Source organism: Actinomadura sp. B10D3 (assembly GCF_039871695.1).
Taxonomy (GTDB): domain Bacteria; phylum Actinomycetota; class Actinomycetes; order Streptosporangiales; family Streptosporangiaceae; genus Spirillospora; species Spirillospora madurae.
This window is the reverse complement of the sequence record NZ_JBDPLY010000009.1, coordinates 144,433-168,136: the sequence shown is the minus strand read 5'-3', so window position 1 is coordinate 168,136 and position 23,704 is coordinate 144,433. Positions and strand designations below refer to the sequence as shown.

23 protein-coding genes and 1 riboswitch are annotated in these 23,704 nt (G+C 71.4%); of the genes, 19 read left to right on the top strand and 4 right to left on the bottom strand.

Annotated features, from left to right (window positions below):
* Positions 1-121: 121 nt before the first annotated feature.
* Together ABGB11_RS16600 and ABGB11_RS16595 are read left to right on the top strand one after the other, a co-directional pair.
* A complete protein-coding gene (locus ABGB11_RS16600; RefSeq protein ID WP_347633579.1) occupies positions 122-346 on the top strand; it encodes a hypothetical protein in 225 nt (74 codons plus the stop codon).
* A 99-nt stretch (positions 347-445) separates the two neighbouring features.
* The gene (locus tag ABGB11_RS16595) at positions 446-1,654 is read left to right on the top strand and encodes a cytochrome P450 (protein WP_347633576.1); all 1,209 of its coding nucleotides are present in this window, start codon (positions 446-448) and stop codon (positions 1,652-1,654) included.
* A gap of 227 nt (positions 1,655-1,881) precedes the next feature.
* Here ABGB11_RS16595 and ABGB11_RS16590 read toward each other — a convergent pair whose 3' ends face one another.
* Positions 1,882-2,913, bottom strand: coding sequence for an SAM-dependent methyltransferase (locus tag ABGB11_RS16590; protein ID WP_347633574.1), 1,032 nt, complete (start codon positions 2,911-2,913; stop codon positions 1,882-1,884).
* Between the two features lie 110 nt (positions 2,914-3,023).
* Between ABGB11_RS16590 and ABGB11_RS16585 the strand changes: the two genes are divergently transcribed.
* The 12 genes from ABGB11_RS16585 to lysX all read left to right on the top strand — a co-directional run bounded on the left by ABGB11_RS16585 (position 3,024) and on the right by lysX (position 16,355).
* Positions 3,024-4,193: a sensor histidine kinase gene (locus tag ABGB11_RS16585; RefSeq protein ID WP_347633572.1), complete on the top strand. Its 1,170-nt coding sequence runs from the start codon at positions 3,024-3,026 to the stop codon at positions 4,191-4,193.
* A 75-nt stretch (positions 4,194-4,268) separates the two neighbouring features.
* Positions 4,269-4,973, top strand: coding sequence for a response regulator transcription factor (locus ABGB11_RS16580; protein WP_347633570.1), 705 nt, complete (start codon positions 4,269-4,271; stop codon positions 4,971-4,973).
* Positions 4,974-5,132: 159 nt separating this feature from the next.
* Positions 5,133-5,417, top strand: a complete 285-nt coding sequence (locus tag ABGB11_RS16575) for a chaplin family protein (RefSeq protein ID WP_347633568.1) — start codon at positions 5,133-5,135, stop codon at positions 5,415-5,417.
* Positions 5,418-5,680: 263 nt separating this feature from the next.
* Complete coding sequence (locus ABGB11_RS16570) at positions 5,681-6,454, top strand: ABC transporter ATP-binding protein (protein ID WP_347633566.1); 774 nt, start codon at positions 5,681-5,683, stop codon at positions 6,452-6,454.
* A gap of 3 nt (positions 6,455-6,457) precedes the next feature.
* Complete coding sequence (locus ABGB11_RS16565) at positions 6,458-8,953, top strand: FtsX-like permease family protein (RefSeq protein ID WP_347633564.1); 2,496 nt, start codon at positions 6,458-6,460, stop codon at positions 8,951-8,953.
* A gap of 107 nt (positions 8,954-9,060) precedes the next feature.
* The gene (locus ABGB11_RS16560) at positions 9,061-10,035 is read left to right on the top strand and encodes a DUF2520 domain-containing protein (protein ID WP_347633562.1); all 975 of its coding nucleotides are present in this window, start codon (positions 9,061-9,063) and stop codon (positions 10,033-10,035) included.
* Positions 10,036-10,054: 19 nt separating this feature from the next.
* On the top strand, positions 10,055-10,906 hold the full coding sequence (panC, locus tag ABGB11_RS16555; RefSeq protein WP_347633697.1) for a pantoate--beta-alanine ligase: 852 nt from the start codon (positions 10,055-10,057) through the stop codon (positions 10,904-10,906).
* A complete protein-coding gene (gene panD / locus ABGB11_RS16550) occupies positions 10,906-11,322 on the top strand; it encodes an aspartate 1-decarboxylase (RefSeq protein ID WP_347633560.1) in 417 nt (138 codons plus the stop codon). The genes panC and panD overlap by 1 nt, the downstream gene beginning before the upstream one ends.
* A gap of 97 nt (positions 11,323-11,419) precedes the next feature.
* Complete coding sequence (locus tag ABGB11_RS16545) at positions 11,420-13,138, top strand: L-aspartate oxidase (protein ID WP_347633558.1); 1,719 nt, start codon at positions 11,420-11,422, stop codon at positions 13,136-13,138.
* On the top strand, positions 13,135-13,992 hold the full coding sequence (gene nadC, locus ABGB11_RS16540; protein ID WP_347633556.1) for a carboxylating nicotinate-nucleotide diphosphorylase: 858 nt from the start codon (positions 13,135-13,137) through the stop codon (positions 13,990-13,992). Before ABGB11_RS16545 ends, nadC begins: the two co-directional genes overlap by 4 nt.
* 14 nt (positions 13,993-14,006) lie before the next feature.
* The gene (locus ABGB11_RS16535) at positions 14,007-14,789 is read left to right on the top strand and encodes a type III pantothenate kinase (protein WP_021591730.1); all 783 of its coding nucleotides are present in this window, start codon (positions 14,007-14,009) and stop codon (positions 14,787-14,789) included.
* A gap of 111 nt (positions 14,790-14,900) precedes the next feature.
* Positions 14,901-16,355, top strand: a complete 1,455-nt coding sequence (gene lysX, locus ABGB11_RS16530; RefSeq protein ID WP_347633695.1) for a bifunctional lysylphosphatidylglycerol synthetase/lysine--tRNA ligase LysX — start codon at positions 14,901-14,903, stop codon at positions 16,353-16,355.
* Here lysX and ABGB11_RS16525 read toward each other — a convergent pair.
* Both ABGB11_RS16525 and ABGB11_RS16520 read right to left on the bottom strand, forming a co-directional pair.
* Entirely contained in the window at positions 16,342-16,908 is a 567-nt protein-coding gene (locus tag ABGB11_RS16525; RefSeq protein ID WP_347633693.1) for a cytochrome P450, read from the bottom strand. The genes lysX and ABGB11_RS16525 overlap by 14 nt on opposite strands.
* Before the next feature lie 14 nt (positions 16,909-16,922).
* On the bottom strand, positions 16,923-18,017 hold the full coding sequence (locus ABGB11_RS16520; protein WP_347633553.1) for a LacI family DNA-binding transcriptional regulator: 1,095 nt from the start codon (positions 18,015-18,017) through the stop codon (positions 16,923-16,925).
* A 414-nt stretch (positions 18,018-18,431) separates the two neighbouring features.
* Here ABGB11_RS16520 and ABGB11_RS16515 point away from each other — a divergent pair, with 414 nt between their 5' ends.
* Entirely contained in the window at positions 18,432-18,662 is a 231-nt protein-coding gene (locus ABGB11_RS16515) for a LuxR C-terminal-related transcriptional regulator (protein WP_021591725.1), read from the top strand.
* A gap of 237 nt (positions 18,663-18,899) precedes the next feature.
* Here the strand turns inward: ABGB11_RS16515 and ABGB11_RS16510 are convergent, their stop codons facing one another.
* The gene (locus tag ABGB11_RS16510) at positions 18,900-19,841 is read right to left on the bottom strand and encodes an NlpC/P60 family protein (RefSeq protein ID WP_347633550.1); all 942 of its coding nucleotides are present in this window, start codon (positions 19,839-19,841) and stop codon (positions 18,900-18,902) included.
* A gap of 57 nt (positions 19,842-19,898) precedes the next feature.
* Positions 19,899-20,101: riboswitch (cyclic di-AMP (ydaO/yuaA leader) on the bottom strand.
* Positions 20,102-20,261: 160 nt separating this feature from the next.
* Here ABGB11_RS16510 and ABGB11_RS16505 point away from each other — a divergent pair.
* The 4 genes from ABGB11_RS16505 (at position 20,262) to ABGB11_RS16490 (ending at position 23,422) form a co-directional block, all read left to right on the top strand.
* Positions 20,262-20,789 (top strand): amino-acid N-acetyltransferase, encoded by a 528-nt coding sequence (locus ABGB11_RS16505; RefSeq protein WP_347633548.1) that lies wholly within the window; start codon positions 20,262-20,264, stop codon positions 20,787-20,789.
* A 5-nt stretch (positions 20,790-20,794) separates the two neighbouring features.
* Positions 20,795-21,574 (top strand): RDD family protein, encoded by a 780-nt coding sequence (locus ABGB11_RS16500; protein ID WP_347633546.1) that lies wholly within the window; start codon positions 20,795-20,797, stop codon positions 21,572-21,574.
* A 7-nt stretch (positions 21,575-21,581) separates the two neighbouring features.
* The gene (locus ABGB11_RS16495) at positions 21,582-22,202 is read left to right on the top strand and encodes an RDD family protein (RefSeq protein ID WP_347633544.1); all 621 of its coding nucleotides are present in this window, start codon (positions 21,582-21,584) and stop codon (positions 22,200-22,202) included.
* 896 nt (positions 22,203-23,098) lie between these two features.
* Complete coding sequence (locus ABGB11_RS16490; RefSeq protein ID WP_024936089.1) at positions 23,099-23,422, top strand: Lsr2 family protein; 324 nt, start codon at positions 23,099-23,101, stop codon at positions 23,420-23,422.
* Positions 23,423-23,704: the final 282 nt, after the last annotated feature.

The window sequence follows — 23,704 nt, the reverse complement described above, 5'->3', positions numbered from 1 at the left end:
GCCGCGGACGTCCGCCGAGTAGTGGGAGCAACCATGGCATGGACGCCGCGGCGGCCGGTGTACGGGCCGCAGGTGATCTCCGACACCTGCGGTTGAGGTCGCTGTCTGGGGGGCCGGGCTGGTGCCCGGACCGGAGGCGGCCAACACCGGGGAGTGGTGGCGCGCGGACCTCCGGACGCTGATCGGGCATGGGAACGCGCAGTCGGTGGCCCGGGTCCTGTCGGCGGTGATGCGGATCTTGTCAGCGGTGTCGCTGGACGGGACGGTGGACGGATGGTGGACGGGGTGCGGCTGCTGGCGCTGGACGGTGTTGCGCGTTGTGGACGAATGGCCGAGCGGTCGCTGAAGTGCGCGCCCGGCGGGTCGGGGTGACGGGGAGTGCCTCGTTCGGATCCGTTGCATGGTTTTGCTGTGGATAAGTCCGTGATGCGAAAATCGTCAGATCATGAGCGATTTGGACTATGACCCCTGGTCCCCCGCGTTCGTGGCGGACCCATACCCGGTGTTCGAGCGGCTTCGCGCCGAGCGTCCTGTGTTCTTCCACGAGCCCACCGGCCAGTGGGTGATCAGCCGGTACGAGGACGTCAACGCGCTGCTGCGGGACCGGCGGCTCGGCCGCTCGTACCTCCATATCGCCGGCCATGAGGAGTTCGGCCAGCCCCCGGAAGCCGACTTCCTGAAGCCGTTCTGGGATCTCATCCGCGCCGGGATGCTGGACGTGGAACCGCCCACCCACACGAGGTTGCGCCGTCTGGTGTCCAAGGCGTTCACGGCGAGGATGGTCGAGGGCCTGCGTCCGATGATCAGGCGCCTCGCCGGCGAGCTGGTCGGAACCCTCGCGGACAAGGGCGGCGGCGACCTGCTCGCCGAGGTCGCCGAGCCGCTGCCGGTGAACGTGATCGCCGAGATGCTCGGCGTCCCCGTCGAGGACCGCCACCTGCTGCGCCCCTGGTCGGCCGACATATGCGGCATGTACGAGTTGAACCCTTCCGAGGAGGCGCAGCGGACCGCCGTCCGCGCCGCCGTCGAGTTCTCCGACTACCTGCGCGCCCTCGCCCGCACCCGCCGGGACGAGCCCCGCGACGATCTCATCACCGCCCTCGCCCAGGTCGTGGACGAGGGCGACCGGCTCACCGAGGACGAGCTGATCGGCACCTGCGTCCTGCTGCTCAACGCCGGGCACGAGGCGACGGTGAACGCGACCGGGAACGGCTGGTGGTCGCTGTTCCGCAACCCGGGCGAGCTGGAGCGGCTCCGGGCCCGTCCGGACCTCGTCCCCACGGCCGTCGAGGAATTGCTGCGCTACGACACCCCGGCGCCGATGTTCGAGCGGTGGGTCCTGGAGGACATCACGGTCGCGGGTGTCGACATTCCCCGCGGTGCCGAGGTGGCGCTGCACTTCGCATCCGCCAACCGTGACCCGGACGTGTTCGCTGAGCCGAACCGTCTCGACCTGGAACGCGACCCCAACCCGCACATCACCTTCGGACTCGGCATCCACTACTGCCTCGGTGCGCCCCTGGCACGCATCGAACTCGCCGAGTCCTTCGGCACGTTGCTCCGCGTGGCGCCCGGCCTCCGCCTGTCCGAAGAGCCGACCTGGAAGCCCGGCTACGTCCTGCGAGGCTTGCAGGCCCTACACGTGGAGTGCTGACCGTGGCTCTGCTCGTCGGTGACGTTTCGCAGGCGTGAGCACGCCTGCTTCGAGCGACCGACGATGCCAGCCGGCCCGCCTGGGGTCGGCCTGGGTGAGCAGGGTGGGGTCACAGGTGGTGTGCACGGCGTGCGGCCCTGGCTCGTGACCCAAAGTGGTGTCTCGGCGGCGTCGTGGGCGGTGGCTGTTGTGTGTTGAGGGGTGGAGGCCGTCTATCCCCGTGGGCCTTACGGGTGGGGTTGGGGCTCGGGGGTGAGGGTGGGTGGGATGGGGATGTCGACCGCCTGGGCCAGCCAGCCGAAGCTGCCCAGGCCGGAGGGGTCGGTCAGTTCGGCGTCCTCGCCTGCGTGGCAGAGGGCGGCGACGTAGGCGCGCGGGTCGCGGTGGGCCAGGTCCAGCGGTGGGCGCGTGCCGGACAGGCCTAGGGCGCGCAGGGCGTCGCGCTGGGTGGTCAGCAGGGTGGACGTCGCGCCGGCGCGCTCGCCCTCGGCGGCGCAGGAATCGAGCGCGACATGGGCGGTGACGTCGCATGAGCCGTCCGGGACGGCGGGGACGGTCGCGCCGTCGCGGTAGCCGGTCAGCGTCCCGTAGACCGGTCGTGTTTCTCGGAAGTGGGAGTAATCGATCGCGATCGCGAGGCCTCGCGAGAGGCGGCGCACCACCGAGGCCCAGGCGGCGCAGCGCGGGTGGCCGATCTCGGCGCGGTCGCCCGGTTCGCGGAGGGGCCACCAGCGTTCCAGCCAGTCGTTGTCCTTGTCCGACGGTGGCGGGCCGGGGCGTTCGGTGCCCGTGGACGGGTCGACCAGCACGGTCCGGACGCCGTCGGGGGTGTGCTCCACCACGTCCAGCGGGACGTTGTCGAGCCACTCGTTCGCCACGGCGAGGCCGGTGATGCGGGCGGGCAGGTCCGGGCGCCACTCGATGCCGGACGGCAGCTCCGCGGGGCGGGGCGCGATCTCCACCGCGACCGGGGCGAGCCGGGAGACCAGGTCGGCGGGTGCGCAGGCCAGGATGTTCCTCAGCAGGTGCCCGGACCCGGCGCCGATGTCGACCAGGTCGAGCCGGTCGGGGCGGCCGAGCAGGTCGTCGACGTCGACGAGGAGGCGGGTGATGGCGGCGGCGAAGCGCGACGAGGCGTGCACCGAGGTGCGGAAGTGCTCGGCGGGGCGTTCACCGCGACGGTAGAAGCCGTCCTCCCCGTACAGCGCCCGCTCCATCGCGGTCCGCCACGTCTGCCATCCGGAAACCAACGACGCCACGGTTGCGACGTTACCGTGGGCGACGCCGTCCCGGCCGCCATCCTCGCGGTGGACGCACGTCCGACCTGCGGCTGATCCCGGACGGATCCGCGCCTCCGTACTCTGTCGGCATGGTGGCGAGGGCATGGGAGTGGCTGCGGCGCAGGAAGCTGCTCGTCGACGGATTCTTCGCGCTTCCGGTCGTGTTGTTCGCCCTGCCGTCGATGCTGAGCGGAACCTCCGGTCTGGGCTCGGTGAGGTACGCGCTGCTGTCGGCGGCGCTGATCGGTCCGCTCGTGCTGCGCCGGACGTTCCCGCGCGCGGTGTTCGTCGCGGTCGTGGTCGTCTCGGGCGTGCAGTGCCTTGTCGGAGCGATCCCGGTCCCGGCGAACCTGGCGGTCCTGATGGGGCTGTACACGGTCACCGCGAACTGCACCTTCCGGTGGGGGGTCGCCGCGGTGCTGGTCGCCGAGACGGGCTCCGTCATGGCCACCATCCGGTATCCGGAAGGCGCCCAGGACCGCAGGTTCGCGTTCACGATGCTGACGGTCATGGTGGCGGGCGTGTACATCCTCGGCCTGCACATGCGGACGCGGCGCGCGTACCTGCGTTCGGTGGAGGAACGCGCCGCGCGGCTGGAGCTCGAACGCGACAACGAGGTCAGGATGGCCATGGCGGCCGAGCGCGCGCGGATCGCCCGGGAGCTGCACGACGTGGTGGCGCACAACGTCAGCGTGATCGTGGTGCAGGCGGACGGCGCGGCCTACGCGATCGACACCGATGTGCGGCGGGCGAGGCAGGCGCTCGACACGATCTCCTCGACGGGGCGGACGGCGCTGGCGGAGATGCGGCGGCTCCTCGGCGTCCTGCGCGAGACCGACGACGCCGGGGCGTTCGCGCCGCAGCCGGGGGTCGCGCAGCTGGACGACCTGGTCGAGCAGGTCCGCGCGTCCGGGCTGACGGTGGCCTACGAGGTCGAGGGGACGCCGGCGACGATGTCGGAGGGCCGCCAGCTCACGGTCTACCGCATCGTCCAGGAGGCGCTGACCAACACGCTCAAGCACGGGGGCCCGCGGGCGGACGTGTCGGTCCGGCTCCGGTACGCCGAGGACGCGCTGGAGATCCGCGTGGAGGACGACGGGCGTGGCGCGTCGGCGTCCGACGACGGGCGGGGCCACGGTCTCGCCGGCATGCGGGAACGGGTCGCCGTGTACGGGGGCAGCGTCCGCACGGGACCGCGCGCCGGAGGCGGGTTCGAGGTCGTCGCGTCGATCCCGGTGCGCGAGGAGGTTCCGGCATGACGAGCGCGAGGCGGGCCGCGTACTCCAGGATGTCCGCATGACGGTATGTGTGGGCTTTGTCCGCGGGAGGTCGGAGTGAACGTGGTGGACGCCGAGCCGGCGCCGCCGATCCGGGTCGTGCTCGTGGACGACCAGGAGCTGGTGCGGGCCGGGTTCCGGATGGTGCTGGACGCGCAGCCCGACATCGAGGTCGCCGGTGAGGCCGGGGACGGCGTGCAGGCGCTGGAGCTGCTGCGCGGCACGCGCGCCGACGTCGTGCTCATGGACGTCCGGATGCCGCGGATGGACGGGATCGAGGCGACGCGGCGGGTGGCGGCGGCCGGGTCGGGGCCGAAGGTGGTGATCCTGACGACGTTCGACCTGGACGAGTACGCGTTCGCGGCGATCAAGGCCGGCGCGGGCGGGTTCCTGCTGAAGGACGCGGGCCCGGCGCAGCTCATCGAGGCGATCAAGGCGGTGCACTCGGGGGACGCGGTGGTGGCGCCGAGCACGACCAAGCGCCTGCTGGACCGGTTCGCCGTGCACCTGCCGGATTCGGGTCAGGCCGCGAGCGCCGCGCTGGAGAGCCTGACCGACCGGGAGGGCGAGGTGCTGCGGCTCGTCGCGCGGGGGATGTCGAACGCGGAGATCGCGGGGAAGCTGTACGTCTCCGAGGCGACGGTGAAGACGCACATGGGGCGGATCCTGATGAAACTGAACCTGCGGGACCGGGTCCAGGCGGTCGTGTTCGCCTACGAGACAGGCCTGGTCAAAAGCGGCCAAAGAGGTCACTCAACGTAACGGCCTGGTCACTCGATGGCGACTTTTTGCATTCATCGTGACGTGGGGGATTGGTCTACCTAAGAGTAGCTGGGTAACTACCGTACGCGACGCCGTCCACATGGCGGACGTCGGCATCAGTCATACCGGGTCTCATGGCCCACGTACGGGAGGACACTCGTGATCAAGAAGCTTGCCGCCACCGGCATCCTCGGCCTCGCCGTCGCCGGCTCCGCTCTGGCCGCGACGCCCGCCTACGCGGCCGCCCTCGGTGGCGACGGCCACCACGGCAAGAAGCACCACGGCTCGTTCAACGACAACGAGACCGGCCCCAACGTCGGGCTCCTCAACGGGAACCAGGTCTTCGTGCCGATCTCCATCCCCGTCGACGTCTGCGGCAACGCCGTGGCCGTCATCGGCGGCGCCCAGGCGGGCTGCAAGGGCGGCGCGTCCGTCAACAACTGACGATCGCCCGTGCGGGCTTCGAGCCCGTGACCGAAGAGCGCCGGAGACCTGCCAGGTCTCCGGCGCTTTCGCATGCCCGGCCCGGAGCGGGGCGGACACCGGGACGGTCGGTGGCCGGGGGGACGCGGCCGTACGACTCAAGTCGTACGGAGGCGTCGCGGATAGCCGTGAGAGTGACGCGGAGCGTCGACGCCGGGTCGATGGCAGGGGCGCCGCGGATTCCTAGCGTGGAGCACGATCATCCACGACCAGAAGGAGTCACCGTGACCAGCACGTTCGCCGAACCGCCCCGGGGAGCCCCGGCCGCCGCGGTCCCGCCGGCCGTCACCGCCGAGGGCGTGTCGAAGGTGTACGGGTCCGGGGACGCGGCCGTGCACGCGCTGCGCGGGGTCAGCGTCGGGTTCGCCCGGGGCGCGTTCACCGCGATCATGGGCCCGTCCGGTTCCGGGAAGTCGACGCTGATGCACTGCCTCGCCGGGCTGGACACCGTCACCGGCGGGCGGATCGTGCTCGGCGACGCCGAGATCACCGGGATGGGCGACCGGCGGCTGACGCTGCTGCGCCGCGACCGCGTCGGGTTCGTGTTCCAGGCGTTCAACCTGCTGCCGACGCTCACCGCCGAGCAGAACATCCTGCTCCCCATGGAGCTGGCCGGGCGCAAGCCGGACCGGGCGTGGTTCGGCCACGTCGTCGACACCCTCGGGCTCCGCGACCGGCTCGGGCACCGTCCGAACGAGCTGTCGGGCGGGCAGCAGCAGCGCGTCGCGTGCGCCCGCGCGATCGTCGCCCGCCCCGAGGTGATCTTCGCGGACGAGCCGACCGGCAACCTCGACTCCCGCGCGGGCGCCGAGGTGCTGGGGTTCCTGCGCACCTCGGTCCGCGAGATGGGGCAGACGATCGTGATGGTCACCCACGACCCGGTCGCCGCCTCGCACGCGGACCGGGTGGTGTTCCTGCGCGACGGGGAGATCGTCTCCGAGATCGTCCAGCCGACCCCGGGCGCCGTCCTGGACCGGCTGAAGAGCCTGGGGGCCTGAGAGATGCTGCGGACGACCCTGGCGGGCCTGCGGGCCCACAAGCTGCGGCTGCTGCTGACGGCGGTCGCGATCACCCTCGGCGTCGGGTTCATCTCGGGGACGTTCGTCCTCACGGACACGATGGACAAGGGCATCTCCAAGACGTTCGCGAAGTCGGCCGACAAGGTGGACTTCGCGGTCGTCCCCAAGGGCGACGACCCCGAGGAGGGCGTCCCGGCCGACCTGCTCGGCAAGGTCAGGGCGCTGCCCGGCGTCACCGAGGCGCAGGGGGTGGTGCAGGGCGACGCCGCGCTGGTCGGCAAGGACGGCAAGGCGGTCGGCGACTTCCCCACCGCCGGCATGTCCGTGCCGTCGGGACGGCTGCTGCGCTACGACGTCGACAAGGGACGGCCGCCGTCCGGAGGCGGCGAGGCCGTCCTGGACACCGAGCTCGCCAAGCGGGAGGGCTACGGCGTCGGCGACACCGTGACCGTCCTCGACGGGAAGGACCGGCCGCACCGGTTCCGGGTCGCCGGCCTGGTCGACTTCGGCATCGACCAGGAGGCGAGCTTCCGCGGCGCCGTGGGCTTCGACCCCGCGACCGCGTTGCGGATGACCGGTGAGAAGACCTACCGCGAAATCGACGTCGCGGGCGGCGACAAGGCCGCGGTGAAGGCCGCCACGGGCGGCGCCTACGACGTGTTCACGGGCGAGGAGCTCGGCGCGCGGCTGGCGAAGGCGGCCGGCGCCGACACCAAGATCATCCGCACCGGGCTGCTGATCTTCGGGCTGGTCGCGATGCTCGTGTCCGCCCTCGTCATCTACAACACGTTCTCGATCCTGATCGCGCAGCGGATGCGGGAGATGGCGCTGCTGCGCTGCGTCGGCGCGACCCGCCGGCAGGTGTTCGGCGGCGTCCTGGTGGAGTCCTTCGCCGTCGGCCTGGTCGGCTCGCTGCTCGGGCTCGCCGCCGGCGTCGGCCTCGGCGAGGGCGCGCTCGTCGTGGTCAACCGGCTGAACGCCAGCGTGGCGGTCGCCGGGCCGTCCCTGGCGGTCCGCACGATCGTCGTCGGGCTGCTGGTCGGTGTCGTGGTGACCGTCCTGTCCGCGCTGCTGCCGGCCCGCGCCGCCACCCGCGTCGCGCCGGTCGCCGCGCTGCGCGCCGACCTGGAGCCGGGCAGCGGACGCTTCCGGCTCGGCTGGATCCGCACCGGGGTCGCCGTCCTGCTCGGCGCCGCCGGGCTCGCCCTCGGGACGCTCGGCTCGGTCGTCATGGAGAAGGGCGAGACCGCGATGTACGTGGTCGCGTTCGCCGGCGGCGTGTTCTTCCTCGCCGTGATCGCGGCGATGCCGGCGCTCGTCCGCCCGCTCGGGCGGCTCGCGGGCGCGGTCCCGGCCCGGCTCGGCGGCGTCCCGGGACGGCTCGCGGTGGCGAACGCGCAGCGCGCGCCCCGCCGCACCGCCACCACCACGATCGCGCTGACCGTCGGCGTCGGGCTCATGAGCCTGTTCGCGGTGGTCGCGGCGAGCGGCAAGGCGACGGCGTCGTCCCAGCTGGAGGAGCAGTTCCCCGTCCAGTTCCAGATCCGGACGCAGGACTACGAGGGGACCGTCCCGCACGCGCTCGCCGAGTCGCTGCGGAAGCGCCCCGAGGTCACCGAGGCCGTGGAGATGCGCCGCGAGGAGACCACGGTCGCCGGCGACGACGGCACCATCTCCACGATCACCCCCTCGGCGCTCGGCACGATTCTCAAGCCCGAGATGAAGCAGGGCACGCTCGCCGCCGCGCAGAAGCCGGGCACCGCGATGGTGGACGAGATGTCGGCCAAGGTGTCCGGCCGGGGCATCGGCCAGACCCTCCAGGTCAAGACGTCGCGGGGCACCGTCCCCGTGAAGATCACCGCGGTGTACCGGGAGGGGTCGAGCCTCAGCGGGATCATCGTTCCGGAGGCGGACTTCACCCGGTACTTCGGCGTCCGGGACCCGGCCGAGATCTACGTCAAGACCCGCGACGGCGTTCCCGCCTCCCAGGCCCGCAGGGCGATGGAGGACGCCGCGCGTCCCTACCCGGCCGCGAAGGTGGTGTCGTCCGCCGAGTTCGAGGAGTCGTTGAGCAAGGCGGTCGACACGGTGCTGATGGTCTTCGGCGGGCTGCTCGGCCTGGCGATCGTCATCGCGCTGTTCGGCATCGCGAACACGCTGACCCTGTCGGTCGTGGAGCGGACGCGGGAGTCGGCGCTGCTGCGGGCCCTCGGCCTCACCAAGCGCCAGCTCCGCCGGATGCTGTCGGTCGAGGCGCTCGTCATGGCCGTGATCGGCGCGTTCACCGGGGTCGTGCTCGGCATCGGGTTCGGGTGGGCCGCGACGAACGCGATGGCGACCGACTCGATCTTCGCGTTGCCCTACCTCCAGGTGACCGGGTTCGTCGTCCTCGCCGGCGCCGCCGGAATGATCGCCGCGGTGATGCCGGCGCGGCGCGCCGCGAAGACGTCCGTCGTGGAGTCCCTCGCGCATGACTGAATGGGGGGCGGGGTGACGATCGTCACCCACCGGACCGCGCGGCCGGGTCCCGCGGGTAGCCTGGTGCGCGCACGTCCGGTACCTACCTGAGGACTGGAACGAAACCGATGGACCCAGAGGTCACGCCCTCTTCCGGCACGCCCGGAAACGGGCCGGGCTCTTCCGGGGGGACGGCCCCCCGCACCCCCCGGAAGAGCGAGGAGACACCTGCGGAACGGCCCGCGCGCCTCGCGGTCGGCGTCGTCGGCGCCGGCCGCGTCGGCACGGCGCTCGGCGCCGCGCTGTCGCGCGCCGGCCACCGCGTGGTCGCCGCCGCGGCCGTCTCCGAGCGGTCCCGGGCACGCGTCGAGGAACGGCTCCCCGGCGCGGCGACGGCCCCGCCGCAGGACGTGGTCGCCGCCGCCGACCTGGTGCTGCTGACCGTCCCCGACGACGCGCTGCCCGAGCTCGCCGGCGGCCTGGTCCCGGCGGGCGTCCCGGTCACGGGCAAGCTCGTCATGCACACCAGCGGACGGTACGGAACCGCCGTCCTGGACCCGCTCACCCGCGCGGGGGCCCTGCCGCTGGCCCTGCACCCGGTGATGACCTTCACCGGACGCCCGGACGACGTGAACCGGCTCACCGGCATCTCGTTCGGCGTCACCTCGCCCGAGCCGCTGCGCCCGGTCGCCGAGGCCCTCGTCCTGGAGATGGGCGGCGAGCCCGTCTGGATCACCGAAGAGGCCCGCCCGCTCTACCACGCGGCGCTCGCCGGCGGCGCGAACCACCTGGTCACGCTGGTCGTCGAGTCGATGGACCTGCTGTCGCGCGCCGGCGTGGCCGAACCCGGCCGGATGCTCGGCCCGCTCCTCGGCGCCGCGCTCGACAACGGCCTGCGCCTCGGCATCGACGGCCTCACCGGCCCGGTCGCCCGCGGCGACGCCGGCACCGTCGCCGACCACGTCGCCGAGCTGGCCACCGTGTCGCCGGAGAGCCGCCGCGCCTACGTCGCGCTCGCCCGCCTGACCGCCGACCGGGCGCTCGGCGCCGGACTGCTCAAGCCCGAGGACGCCGAACGGCTCCTCGAAGCGCTGGCCGACTGACCCCCAGGGAGGTTTGGTGATCATCGCGAGGACGCGGGAGGAGCTGGCCGAGGCCCGTTCCCGGGCGGAGGGCACGCTCGCGTTCGTCCCGACCATGGGCGCGCTGCACGAGGGGCACCGCTCACTGATCCGGCAGGCCCGCGGCCTGGCGGACGCGGTCGCGGTCAGCATCTTCGTCAACCCGCTCCAGTTCGGCCCCGGCGAGGACTTCGACCGCTACCCGCGGACGTTCGAGACCGACATCGAGGCCTGCGAGGCAGAAGGCGTCGACGTCGTCTTCGCGCCCGGCCGCGAGGTCATGTACCCGGACGAGCCGCAGGTCACGATCAGATCGGGCCCCATGGGCGAGGTCGTGGAGGGCGCCACGCGCCCCGGCCACTTCGACGGGATGCTCACGGTCGTGCTGAAGCTGCTCAACCTCGTCCGCCCCGACGTGGCGATCTTCGGGGAGAAGGACGCGCAGCAGCTCGCGATGATCCGCCGGATGGTCGCCGACCTGAACGTGCCCGTCCGGATCGTGGGCGGCGCGACCGTCCGCGAGCCGGACGGCCTGGCGCTGTCGAGCCGCAACCGGTACCTGTCCGCCGCCGAGCGCCGGACGGCCCTGGCCCTGTCGCGCGCCCTGCGCGCCGGGGCGGACGCCGTCCCCGCCGGCCCGGACGCGGTGCTGGCCGCCGCGGGCACCGTCCTCGACAAGGCGGTCTCCGCCGACCCGCCGCTGGCCCTCGACTACGTGGTCCTCGTCGACCCCTCGACCTTCATCCCGGTCACGCCGTCCTACACCGGCCCGGCCGTCCTCGCCGTCGCAGGCCGCGTCGGCTCCACCCACCTGATCGACAACATGTCCCTCCATTTCGGCAAGGAGCGCTGATGTTCCGGACGATGTTCAAGTCGAAGATCCACCGAGCGACGGTCACCCAGGCCGACCTGCACTACGTCGGCTCGCTCACCATCGACCAGGACCTGATGGACGCCGCGGACCTCCTCCCCGGCGAGCAGGTCTCCGTCGTGGACATCGACAACGGCGCCCGCCTGGAGACCTACCTGATCGCCGGCGAGCGCGGCTCCGGCGTCATCGGCATCAACGGCGCCGCCGCCCGCCTCGTCCAGCCCGGCGACCTGGTCATCATCATCAGCTACGCCCAGATGACCGACGCCGAGGCCCGCGACTTCACCCCCTCCGTCGTCCACGTCGACCGCTCCAACAAGATCATTTCCTTGGGCGACGACCCCGCCGAACCCGTCCCCGGCACGAAGACCACCCGCGGCGACCTGATCCGCAACTGACCCGGTCCGCCCTCCGGGGGCGGTGAGAGGGGGGCGGTCGCGAGCGCGATCCGGGGTTAGGGTCATAATGACGAGAACCGACCCCGGAGGAGGGCTCGTGATCCCTTCCGTTCTCCACGCCCCCGCACCCGGCTGGACCCGCGACACCGACGTCGTCGTGATCGGGTCCGGCATCGCCGGGCTGGTCGCCGCGCTGCGGTGCCGCCCGCACGGGCGGGTGCTGCTCGTCACCAAGGCACTGCTCGACGCGGGATCGACCCGCTGGGCGCAGGGCGGCATCGCCGCCGCGCTCGACCCCGACGACACCCCGCAGGAGCACCTCGCCGACACCCTCACCGCCGGGGTCGGGCTGTGCGACGAGGACGCCGTCCGGGCGCTCGTCACCGAGGGACCGGACGCGGTCCGCGGGCTGATCGAGCTCGGCACCGCGTTCGACCGCTCCGGCGGCGACCTCGAGCTCACCCGCGAGGGCGGCCACCACCGGAGGCGCATCGCGCACGCCGGCGGGGACGCGACCGGCGCCGAGATCAGCCGGGCCCTGCTCGCCGCGCTCAAGGACTCCGGCGTCGAGGTGATCGAGCACGCGCTGGTCCTCGACCTGCTGAAGGACGCCGCCGGGCGCGCGGCCGGGGTCACCCTGCACGTCATGGGCGAGGGGCAGCCCGGCGGCGTCGGCGCCGTCCGGTCCCGGGCCGTGGTGCTCGCCACCGGCGGGCTCGGGCAGGTGTTCTCCGCGACGACGAACCCGGAGGTGTCGACCGGCGACGGCGTCGCGCTCGCGCTGCGCGCCGGGGCCGAGGTGACCGACCTGGAGTTCGTCCAGTTCCACCCGACGGTGCTGTGGCTCGGCCGCGGCGCGACGGGCCAGCAGCCGCTGATCTCCGAGGCCGTGCGGGGGGAGGGGGCGCGCCTCGTCGACCGCGACGGCGAGCGCTTCATGGTCGGACGGCACGAGCTCGCCGAACTCGCCCCGCGCGACGTCGTCGCCAAGGGGATCACGAACCGGATGGCCGAGACCGGCGCGTCCTGCATGTTCCTCGACGGGCGGCACTTCGGCGCGGCGATGTGGGAGCACCGGTTCCCGACCATCCTCGCCGCGTGCAGGCACCACGGCATCGACCCGGTGACGGAGCCGATCCCCATCGTCCCCGCCGCGCACTACGCCAGCGGCGGCGTCCGTACGGACCTGCACGGCCGCACGTCCGTCCCGGGCCTCTACGCCTGCGGCGAGGTCGCGTGCACGGGCGTCCACGGCGCCAACCGCCTCGCGTCCAACTCCCTTCTCGAAGGGCTCGTCTTCGCCGCCCGGATCGCCGGCGCCCTCGTCCAGGACCTGGCCGATACCGGCCCTGCGACGCGTTCGACCGGCGAGGCGGCCGGCGGTGCGGCGGGCACGTCCAGGACGTCCGGTGGGACGGTGCCGGGCCGGACGCCGGGCGAGGGCGTGGCACGCGGCGGCTCGGCCGGGAGCGGGCTGCTCGCGGGCGGGCTGCGGGAAGAGATCCAGCGCGTGATGACCTCCTACGCGGGCGTGCTGCGGGGAGCCGAAGGGCTGGAGCGGGCGGCGGCCGAGCTCGACGCGCTCGGCGGCGGGCACGCCGAACCGGGGGTGGGGGCCTGGGAGGCCACCAACCTGCACACCGTCGCGTCCGCGATCGTGGCGGCGGCGCGGCGGCGGGAGGAGACGCGCGGGAGCCACTGGCGCGAGGACTTCCCCGAGCGCGCGGACGGGACGTGGCGCGGCCACCTCGTCACCCGGCTGGCGGGGAACGCCCTGACGACCACCTACGAACCCGTGGAAGGAAAGCGCTCATGACACCGGAACTCTCCCAGGCGCTCGCCGCCGCCGGGCTCGATCCACAGGCTGTGGAAAACCTCGTCCGGACGGCGCTGGCCGAGGACGGCGAGGTCGACGTCACCAGCACGCCGATCTTCGCACCGGAGGACACCGCCGCCGGGGACCTCCGGGCGCGGCAGGACGGCGTCGTCGCCGGCGTCCCGGTCGCGTGCGTCGTGTTCGAGGCCCTGGACGTGGCGTACGAGACGAGGGTCGAGGACGGGGACCGGGTCGTCCCCGGCCAGGTCCTCATCTCGGTCAGCGGGGCGACCAGGGCCCTGCTGCGGGCCGAGAGGACGGCCCTGAACCTGCTCACCCACCTGTCCGGAATCGCGACGGCCACCCGGCAGTGGACCGACGCCATGGAAGGCACGAAGGCCAAGGTCCGCGACACGCGCAAGACCCTGCCCGGCCTGCGCGCCCTGCAGAAGTACGCCGTCAAGTGCGGCGGCGGCGTCAACCACAGGATGGGCCTGCACGACGCCGCGCTCATCAAGGACAACCACGTCGCGGCGGCCGGAGGCGTCACCAAGGCGTACGAGGCGATCCGGGCGGTGTACCCGTCCCTGCACATCCAGGTGGAGTGCGACACCCTCGCGCAGGTCGAGGAGGCTCTGGCGGTGGGCGCGACGAGCATCCTGCTGGATAACATGACCGACGCCGAGATGGCCGAGGCGGTGCGCCTCGCCGCGGGGCGGGCGGAGTTCGAGGCCAGTGGTGGCCTTACCCTGGAGCGGGCCCGAGACGTCGCCGTGACCGGGGTGGACTACCTTGCCGTCGGCGCGCTGACGCATTCGGCGCACGTGTTCGACATCGGCCTTGACTTCTCCTGACCAGCGGGGACCGGATGCTGCTCACCATCGACGTCGGTAACACCCAGACCGTCCTCGGCCTCTTCGAGGGCGACGAGGTGATCGAGCACTGGAGGATCAACACCGACCCCCGGCGGACCGCCGACGAGATCGCGGTCGTCCTGCAGGGCCTCGTCCAGCAGAGCCCCCTGCTGGCGGAGACCGACATCAGCGGCATCGCGCTGTGCTCCACGGTCCCGTCCGTCCTGCACGAGATGCGGGAGATGTGCCGCCGCTACTACGGCGACGTGCCCGCGGTGATCGTGGAGCCCGGCGTCAAGACGGGCGTCCCCGTCCGGATGGACAACCCCAAGGAGGTCGGTGCCGACCGCATCGTGAACGCGCTCGCCGCCGTCCACACCCACGGCGGCCCGGCGCTCGTCGTCGACTTCGGCACCGCCACGACGTTCGACGCCGTCTCCGCCAAGGGCGAGTACGTGGGCGGCGCGATCGCCCCCGGCATCGAGATCTCGATCGACGCGCTGTCCTCGCGCGGCGCGCAGCTCCACAAGATCGAGCTGGTCCGGCCGCGCAGCGTGATCGCCAAGAACACCGTCGAGGCGCTCCAGTCCGGGATCATCTTCGGCTTCGCCGGGCAGGTGGACGGCATCGTCGAGCGCATGTCCGAGGAGCTCGCCGAGGAGCCCGAGGAGGTCACGGTCATCGCCACCGGCGGCCTCGCGCCGCTCGTGCTGGAGGAGTCCCGCAGCATCGACGTGTTCGAGCCATGGCTCACCCTGATCGGCCTGCGCCTCATCTACGAGCGGAACACCCCCTGACGGCCGCCGCGACACCCGGGCCGATCGGGCGCAAGTCGTTCGCGGCGCACCGGACGGCCTGGATAGCCTTGCGATGTGAGTGACGAGACCTTCGACGAGCTCCCGGAGCAGATGCGTGTGCGCCGGGAGAAGCTCGACCGGCTCCGCGAGAGCGGGATCGACCCCTACCCGGTGACCTTCCCGCGCACGGCGACGATCGCCGAGATCCGCGAGAAACACGGCGACCTGGAGCCGGGCACCGAGACGGGCGAGAAGGCCGGCGTCACCGGGCGCGTCATGCTGATCCGCAACACCGGCAAGCTCTGCTTCGCCACCATCCGGGACGGATCCGGCGACCTCCAGGTCATGCTGTCGCTGGCCAAGGTCGGGCAGGAGCAGCTCGACTTCTGGAAGCGCGAGGTCGACCTCGGCGACCACGTCGGCGTCGAGGGCGAGATCATCACGTCCCGCCGCGGCGAGCTGTCGGTCATGGCGGACCGGTTCGCGATCACCTCCAAGTGCCTGCGGCCGCTGCCGGAGAAGCACGCCGGGCTGACCGACCCGGAGGCCCGGGTCCGGCAGCGGTACGTCGACCTGATCGTCAACGACGAGGCGCGGACCATGGCGCGCATCCGCAGCGCCACCGTCCGCGCCGTCCGCGACTTCTGGCACGACGAGGGCTACCTGGAAGTCGAGACGCCGATGCTGCAGCCGATCCACGGCGGCGCCGCGGCGCGTCCGTTCACGACGCACATCAACGCCTACGACATGGACCTCTACCTGCGCATCGCGATCGAGCTGTACCTCAAGCGGCTCGTCGTCGGCGGCATCGAGAAGGTCTTCGAGATCAACCGGAACTTCCGGAACGAGGGCGCGGACTCCACGCACAACCCGGAGTTCACGATGCTGGAGGCCTACGGGACGTACCTCGACTACAACGACATGGCCGACCTGACCCAGCGGATGTACCAGAAGGCCGTCGTGGCCGCGCTGGACACCACGGTGGTCGTTCACGACGGCACCGAGATCGACCTCGGGCTGCCCGAGTGGCCGCGGATCACGCTGTACGGGTCGGTGTCGGAGGCGCTCGGCGAGGAGATCACCCCGCACACGCCGATCGAGAGCGTGCGCAAGCTCGCGGACGCCCGCGAGGTCTCCTGGGACCCGAAGTGGGGGCAGGGCAAGCTCGTCCAGGAGATCTTCGAGGAGCTGGTCGAGCACACCCTCGTCCAGCCGACGTTCGTCATGGACTACCCGGTCGAGACGTCGCCGCTGACCCGCCAGCACCGCGAGGAGCCCCTCCTCACCGAGAAGTGGGACCTCATCGGGTTCGGGACGGAGCTCGGCACCGCCTACTCCGAGCTGATCGACCCCGTCGAGCAGCGCCGCCGCCTCACCGAGCAGTCGCTGCTCGCCGCGGGCGGCGACCCCGAGGCCATGCAGCTGGACGAGGACTTCCTGCGCGCCCTGGAGTACGCGATGCCGCCCACCGGCGGGATGGGCGCCGGCATCGACCGGATGATCATGGCGTTCACCGGCAAGGGGATCCGGGAGACGATCCTGTTCCCGCTGGTCAAGCCCGAATAGTGACCGGCAGGTCACGTAGGCCGCGCAGGACGAGGTCGTCCCGGTGGGCGAGATCGCCGGAGGCGAGGGCCACGTCGCGCTCGAACAGTTTCGCGAGAGCGACCTGGCCCTCCAGGCGGGCCAGCGGCGCACCGAGGCAGAAGTGGATGCCGTGCCCGAGCGACAGGTGCCTCGGTGTGTCGCGTCCCCCGGTGTAGCGCGTGAGCTGGACCGGCGGGTCGTAGCGCAGCAGCTCTTCCACGGCCGCCTGGACGTTCCCCGGCCGCGCGCGGAAGAGCTCCAACTGCGCGGGGTCGCGGAGCAGCGCCAGGGCGCCGTTCCCGATGAGGTTCGCGGTCGTCTCATGGCCCGCCACGAGCAGCAGGACGCACGTTGCGAGGAGTTCCTCTTCGGAAAGGGCGTCTCCGCCGTCAGAGACGCTCACAAGGGCGCTCAGGAGGTCGTCCCGGGGCTCGGCCCGGCGCCTGGCGGCCAGGTCCCGGAAGTACGCGGCGAACTCCTCGCGCGCCTCGTCCCGCCGGGCGATCTCGGACGCGGGCAATGGAATCAGCAGCGGCGGGGACTCCGCTAAGCGCTTTCCCGGATCACGAGTTCGGGCCGCTGGACGACCTGGCGGTGCTGGTGGGACGCGCCCTCGCCGACCTCGGCCATCGCCAGCTCGGCCGCCTCCCAGCCGAGCTCGCGGCGCGGCTGGCGGACGGTGGTCAGCGGGACGGCGGCGCTCGCGGCCAGCTCGATGTCGTCGTAGCCGATCACCGCGATGTCCTCGGGGACGCGGACCCCGAGCCGGGTCAGCTCGTTGATCAGCCCGATGGCCAGCAGGTCGTTGGCGCAGAACACGCCGTCGGGCCGCGGGGACATCGCCATGATCTGGTGCGCCGCCGCCTGCCCCTCGGTCGGGCTGAGGGCGTCCTGGACCAGCGTTCGCGGCCGCCCCAGACCCGCCTCGACGATCGTTCGGGCCGCGCCGTCGCGGCGCTCGACGCAGGGCTGCGGCTCCGGGACGCCGGTCACGAACGCGATGCGCTCGCGGCCTATGCCGAGCAGGTACGCGGCGGCGATCTCACCGCCGGCGACATGGTCGACCTGGGCGGAGCAGGTGTCGGACGACGCGCGGTCGATGAGCACCACGCTCATGCCGGTCGCCCGCAGCCGGGAGATGTCCCCCGACCCCATCCCGACCGGGATGATCAGGACGCCCGCGGCGCGCTGCTCGACCAGGAGGTCCAGCGACCGGCGCTCCTTGGCGGCGGAATGGTCGCTGGACAGCCAGAGGGCGTCGTGGCCGGCCGCGTTGAGCGCGGCCTCGGCGCCGCGCGCGACGTCGGTCGCGTACGGGTTGGTGAGGTCCTCGACGACGATGCCGAAGGCGCGGCGCGGCTGGTCGTGGAACTCGCCCGCGGTCCGCTCGGGGCCGCGGCGGAGCCGCCGCGCGGACTCGTTCCGGACGAATCCGAGCTCCTCGATCGCCGCGCGAACACGGTCACGGGTAGCTTCGGCCACGAGGTCTGGCCGGTTTAGGACATTCGAAACGGTCCCAACTGAGACTCCAGCCCGCCTCGCGACTTCGCGAATACTGGTCTGTGGCAACTCGCTCCTCGTCCCGCTCCGTGGAAGTTTTCCCAGGTAGTGGAGTTTTTCACGGCGTCGCGCAGAATGCACGGTCACGGACCGTGGCGAATCGTGCACATCCCGCCATCGTTGAACGCTTGACGGGCCGGATCCGGCCGCCTAGCGTTCCGAGCCGAAGCGTAGCTTGAAACGATTCACGATCTTCGTTCAGCAGGAGATCCGGTGACTTCGACGAGAAGGGGCGGGTACGGATGGCTGGCGACCTCATCCCGTCTCCCTCGGCAGGCCAACGACTGAATCGTCACCCGGAGTTCCCCCGTACACCCCCGCAATCGGCCAGGCGGCCACCTCCGGCCAAGCTCGCGAGACAGCAAAGGAAACCGATGATCTAAGTCCGGAAGGGCTCCGGACCCGGCAACCCAACGCGCGTACAGATCGAAACCCGTGCCTGTGCAGCGGACGGCTGCATCCCCGCGGTCATCACCACGGACGAGGGAGGACGGAGTGGAAACAGCCACACTCGCACGTCGTGGCACCGACGATTTCGGGCTGAGCGAAGAAGAGATCCGGCTGCTCGCCCAGATCGCCAGCGGTGTCACCGCCGATGTGGCGGCACGCAAGCTGGAGTTGAGCGCACGGACCTTGCGGCGCCGGTTGCGGACGATCTGCGACCGGCTGGAGGTCAACACCCCTATCGAGGCCGTGGTGTGGGCGGCCCGGAGGCAGCTCATCTAGCCGAACCCCCTGGCGCTCGTCTGGGGACGGCGAGCGCATCGGCGACCAGCGTCATCAAGGAACACAGCGTCATCAAGGAATCAGCCGGCACGTTCGAATCCCGTCCGACCCCGCGGCGGCGGCGCCGCGACCCCTGGCAGGTAGGTCCCTGCAGGAGGCGTCGCCGCGGACGGTGTTCGGGTGCCGATGGCGGTACCGATGGTTTTGGGCCGCCGGCGGTGCGGACCCGCGACCGGGTCAGGCGACCCGGACACCGCCGGCGAAGGGCCGTCCCGCCATGGGGGCGATCTTGACGACGTCCCCGGTCTGGGGGGCGTGCAGCATCTTGCCGCCGCCGACGTATATGCCCATGTGGTGCAGGTCGGCGTAGAAGAACACGAGGTCGCCCGGCTGCAGCTGGCCGCGCGACACGTGGGTGCCGGCGTTCCACTGGCTGCCGGTGTAGTGCGGCAGGTTGATGCCGACCTGCTTGTAGGCCCACATCGTCAGGCCGGAGCAGTCGAAGGTGCTCGGGCCCGCGGCGCCCCACACGTAGGGGCGGCCGATCTTGGTCATCGCGTACCGGAGCGCCTGCGCGGCCTTGCCGGTGCCGACGACGGGGAGCTTCGCGAGCTGGGTGGGGTCCTTGTCGACGAGCTTGCCGCGGACCTTCTCGTAGGTCCCGGTGACCTTCTTGCGCTGCGACTCCAGCTGCGTCCGCAGCTCCTTGACCTGCTTGGCGCGCGCCTCGGCGGACTTGCGGGCCCGCTGGGCGGACTGCATGGCCTGCATCAGGCCGAGCACCTGGGTGCTGTCCTGCTTGGCGAAGTAGTGGAGGGTCGCGGCCTGGTCGAGGACGGCCTGCGGGTCCTGGGAGGCGACGAAGGAGACCGTGGGGTCGGAGCCGCCCTGCATGTAGCTCGTCGCGGCGAGGGCGCCGACCTTCTGCCGGAGCTCCTCCAGCGACTTCTCCTGCCGCTCGGCGTTCTCCTTGGCGACCTTGGCCGCGCGCTGCGACTGGGAGAGCTTGACCCTCAGCCCGTTGTACTGCTCGGTCAGCTGCTCCAGCTGGTCGGCGAGCTTGAGCGCCTTGGCCCGGAGCTCCTTGGTGGACGGCTCGGGGTCGGCGTGGGCGACGGCGATCCTCTGCGGGGTGATCGCGTGCGGAGCGGCCGAGACGGCGATGAGCGCGCCGGCCACGACGGCCGCGCGGCCGCGAAATCGCGAAAGGGAAGCAGACCGCGATCGCTGCACGAATTCTCCTCTCCTCATCCGCCTACCGGGTTAGCTGACGGGTTGGGACCGGAGCAGCCCCTCCGCGAGCACGCCGGCATCTGCCGTGCGCTGCGGATTCACCCCTGACGGCGTCAGCCCAGGGGCGATCCCCCGAACGCTCCGAAAGTGGGTCCCCGGCTCCCCGGGGCGCTGGGTGCGGCCCGCGGACTCGGCGGTTCGGCCTCCGTTCTGCGGTCGGCCGATGTCAGCGATGGACACTAACGGAACCCGCATTGGATGCCAACCGGAACATGCGAAATCCCAGGTCGTCGCGATGGCGGGCGGGGGAACCACCGGTTCGGCACCCGTGGTCGGCGGCCGGGCGCCGGCGTTGGATAATCTCGCTTGCTTGTGGAAGTCGTGATCCGGCGGGCCCGCACCGCCGACGTCCAGGAAATCCGCAGGCTGGTCGATCTGTACGCCGGATCGGGGCGCCGCCTGCTGAAGAAGACGACCGTCAAGCTGTACGAGGACGTACAGGAGTTCTGGGTCGCCGAGGACGTCCAGCACGGGGCGCCGGGCCGCATCATCGGCTGCGGCGCCCTGCACGTGATGTGGGAGGACCTGGCGGAGGTCCGCTCGGTCGCCGTGGACAAGGGATACGGCGGGCGCGGAATCGGGCACCGGATCGTGACGCGCCTTCTCCAGACCGCCAGAGAACTCGGCGTCCGGAGGGTGTTCTGCCTTACCTTCGAGGTGGACTTCTTTGCCCGCCACGGCTTCGAGCAGATACTGGGGACTCCGGTTGCGCCGGAGGTGTACGAAGAACTTCTCCGCTCCTACGACGATGGCGTGGCAGAGTTCTTGGACCTCGACCGGGTCAAGCCGAATACGTTGGGCAACACCCGGATGTTGCTTCGCCTGGAGGACTGACCCAAATGAGCGATTCCCCTCACCGCGGGCGGCCTTACCGGCCCCAGCAGGGCCAGGGTTCGTACGGCCCCCCGCCCCCGTATCAGGCCCAGCAGAGGCAGCAACCCCAGCAGCAGTGGCAACAGCCCCAGCAACAGCAGTGGCAGCAGCCTCAGCAGCAGTGGGACCAGACTTACGAGGCCCCCTACGACGAGTACGGCGCCCATGGCGGTGGCGATCCGGTACTGGCCCCCATCTACCGGCGCGCGGGCGCACGGATCATGGACAACGCGCTCGTCGCGGTGTTCGGCTTCGCGCTCGTCCTTCCGGTGACGATCGGTGCTTTCGGCCTGGGCAAGCCAGGCAGCAAAACCGAGGACGAGGGGGGTGTGTGGAACTGGCCCATCATCTTCACCCTGTTCTGCGTCCTGTCCCTGCTCCCGTTCATCTACGAGGCCGTCCAACTGTCCATGTGGGGACGGACGCTAGGAAAGCGGGTCCTGGGGCTGGGAATCGTCCAGGCGCGTCCGGCAGGTAGCCCCCTGACGACGACGCAGGCGATCTGGCGGGCCGGCATCACCCACATCGGCTACCAGCTCGGCGTCTTCTTCTTCCTCGTGTTGGCGGTGATGGTGTGGGACTACGCCGCATACGGGATGGTGCTGGTCTGGGCGGGTGCGCTGATGGCCTACCTGTGGGCGATCTGGGACCAGCCCCTGCACCAGTCACTGCACGACCGCTTCGCCGGCACGCTCGTCATCGATGAGCGGGTCGCGTACGACGAGTACTCCGAGTACGCGGAGTAGGACCGCGATGGCGGTCCCGCTCGCCGAGCCAGGCCAGCGCCTCCTGGCACGTGTCGTCGACACGCTCGTCGTCGGCGTCCCCGTGATCCTCGTCGTGCGCGCGTTCGTCTCCGGCCCCGCGGTGGACGTCGTCGCTCCGCCCGTCCTCGCCGGATGCATGCTGGTGTACGAGGCCGTCCAGCTCGCCCTGTGGGGGCGGACGCTCGGCAAGCGCGTCGCGGGCATCGAGGTCGTCGCCGCGACGCGCCAGGAGGCCGATCAGCCGTCGCCAGGGGGTGCGGGGGACGCGGAGCCCGGCCCCGTGCCCTTGATTCCCGCGTCCGTGCCCGGATTCGTGCCCACGGCGGCCTCGTCGGGAGGCGAAGGCCCGGCCGGAGAACGCGGCGCGTCCGGGAAGCGCGCTCCCGCCGGCGCGCGCTTGGACGTTCTGCATGCCGTTGCCCGGGCCGCGGTCTATTCGCTGCCGATCGCGCTGCGCCCGATTCCCGTTCTCGGTCTGCTCGCGAGCATCTTCTGGGTCGGGAACGCGGGGATGCTGTTCGAAGGCACGCGCCGCCAGGCCGTCCATGACAGGCTCGCCGGGACGGTCGTGGTGAAACGGCCGGACTCCGATTCCCCGGCCTTCTGACGGCCTCTCCGAAGCGCCTGGAAGATCTTCCCGGCCGTCCCGCGGGCTCGTTCCGGTTACGGACCCGAATCGGAGTGGGATGTGTCTCGTCCCCGGACGCTCCCTCCGTTTGGAAGTTGCCCGCGCGCGCCGTTGCGGGAACGCCCTAGGCGTCGGTTGTTAGGCGGTAGTGGACTTACTTCGGTTGGGACGCCGTCTCACTCTGAACGGACCTTTCGCGCGACATGCCCGCCGCGAGGGGAGCGGAGCCGGGACGCGGCGCCGGCGGGTCTTGGCGCCCGGTCCAAGAAGTGGGACGGGCGGTGGGATTGTGCCTTGATCTCCCGATTTCAGATGAACCATGGCGGGCGGGTTCCGGGCGGCGGATCCCGGGCCCGCAACTTCCTCCGACCACGACATGGCAACAGATTTCGACGACGGGCCGTTCCTCGTTATCCCTCCACATCGGCCGGTCAGAGCCTGATCAGCCACGGCGCGCCACCGGCGCATTACCACCGGACGGCGGGCTTAGTGCGGTTACGGCGGGGTTAAACGGCAACAGCGGCGGCGCCGTCCCCAAACCCGAGCCAATCTGCGAACGACCCCGCAGGTCAGCGCGGTGGGCCGTGACGCGGGTCACGTCCCAAAACCTCGGTCCGGCCCGCCCGCGCCGGGAATTCATGGCGCCGGGCCGGCCGGTGCGTGCCCGCCCGCCGTCCGGTCCGCACCGGAAACGACGAGCCTGATTACGGCCGGTGCATGGCAAGGCGACTTCCCCGTCAGTGCCGGTTCATGGCCGGTAGGGCGACTTCGCGTCCGCGCCGGTTCATCTTGAGTGTTGGAATTGTCATCGGCGAAGTTCTCGGTATATCTTTGTCAACCGATTGAAGTTTGCTCCAGCCGAAAGGTCTGTCCCCATGGCACAGAAGGTTCAGGTGCTTCTCGTCGACGACCTCGACGGTGGCGAGGCGGACGAGACCGTAGCGTTCTCGATCGACGGCGCCTCCTACGAGATCGACCTCAGCGGCGCCAACGCGACGAAGCTGCGGGAATCGCTGCAGCCGTTCGTCGAGAAGTCCCGTAAGGCGGGCACGCCGTCGCGCCGCCGCCGGCAGCGGGGCGCGTCCAGCCGGGAGCGCAGTGCGGAGATCCGTGCCTGGGCCAAGAACAATGGCATCAAGGTGAATGAGCGCGGCCGGATCCCCGCCCACGTGATCGAGCAGTACGAGGCGGCCAACTGACCCGCCCGTCCTCCGCGGCCCGTCTCCGATCGTGAGACGGGCCGTTCGCTTGTGGCGTAGCGCGCGTGCGGTTCGGTGCGCCCCCGGTGAGGTACACAGGCCGCGCGGGTGGAAACTCCACCCCCATTCGGCACTCTCGGCCCGCGCCTAGACCTACCTGCGAAAAGCCCCCGTTCGCTTGGGGCGTAGCGGGAACATGACGCACCGATGCGGTAGTTGGATGAGACTGAACAGCGCATAGCTGGGGAACGTCTCCTGGTGGGAGTGCACCGGGCGGCCTCC

Coding starts and splice junctions, on each gene's coding strand:
- panD (WP_347633560.1), top strand. CDS start 10,906: ATGTTCCGGACGATGTTCAAGTCGAAGATCCACCGAGCGACGGTCACC.
- ABGB11_RS16595 (WP_347633576.1), top strand. CDS start 446: ATGAGCGATTTGGACTATGACCCCTGGTCCCCCGCGTTCGTGGCGGAC.
- ABGB11_RS16565 (WP_347633564.1), top strand. CDS start 6,458: ATGCTGCGGACGACCCTGGCGGGCCTGCGGGCCCACAAGCTGCGGCTG.
- ABGB11_RS16495 (WP_347633544.1), top strand. CDS start 21,582: ATGGCGGTCCCGCTCGCCGAGCCAGGCCAGCGCCTCCTGGCACGTGTC.
- ABGB11_RS16585 (WP_347633572.1), top strand. CDS start 3,024: ATGGTGGCGAGGGCATGGGAGTGGCTGCGGCGCAGGAAGCTGCTCGTC.
- ABGB11_RS16490 (WP_024936089.1), top strand. CDS start 23,099: ATGGCACAGAAGGTTCAGGTGCTTCTCGTCGACGACCTCGACGGTGGC.
- ABGB11_RS16500 (WP_347633546.1), top strand. CDS start 20,795: ATGAGCGATTCCCCTCACCGCGGGCGGCCTTACCGGCCCCAGCAGGGC.
- ABGB11_RS16535 (WP_021591730.1), top strand. CDS start 14,007: ATGCTGCTCACCATCGACGTCGGTAACACCCAGACCGTCCTCGGCCTC.
- ABGB11_RS16560 (WP_347633562.1), top strand. CDS start 9,061: ATGGACCCAGAGGTCACGCCCTCTTCCGGCACGCCCGGAAACGGGCCG.
- nadC (WP_347633556.1), top strand. CDS start 13,135: ATGACACCGGAACTCTCCCAGGCGCTCGCCGCCGCCGGGCTCGATCCA.
- lysX (WP_347633695.1), top strand. CDS start 14,901: ATGCGTGTGCGCCGGGAGAAGCTCGACCGGCTCCGCGAGAGCGGGATC.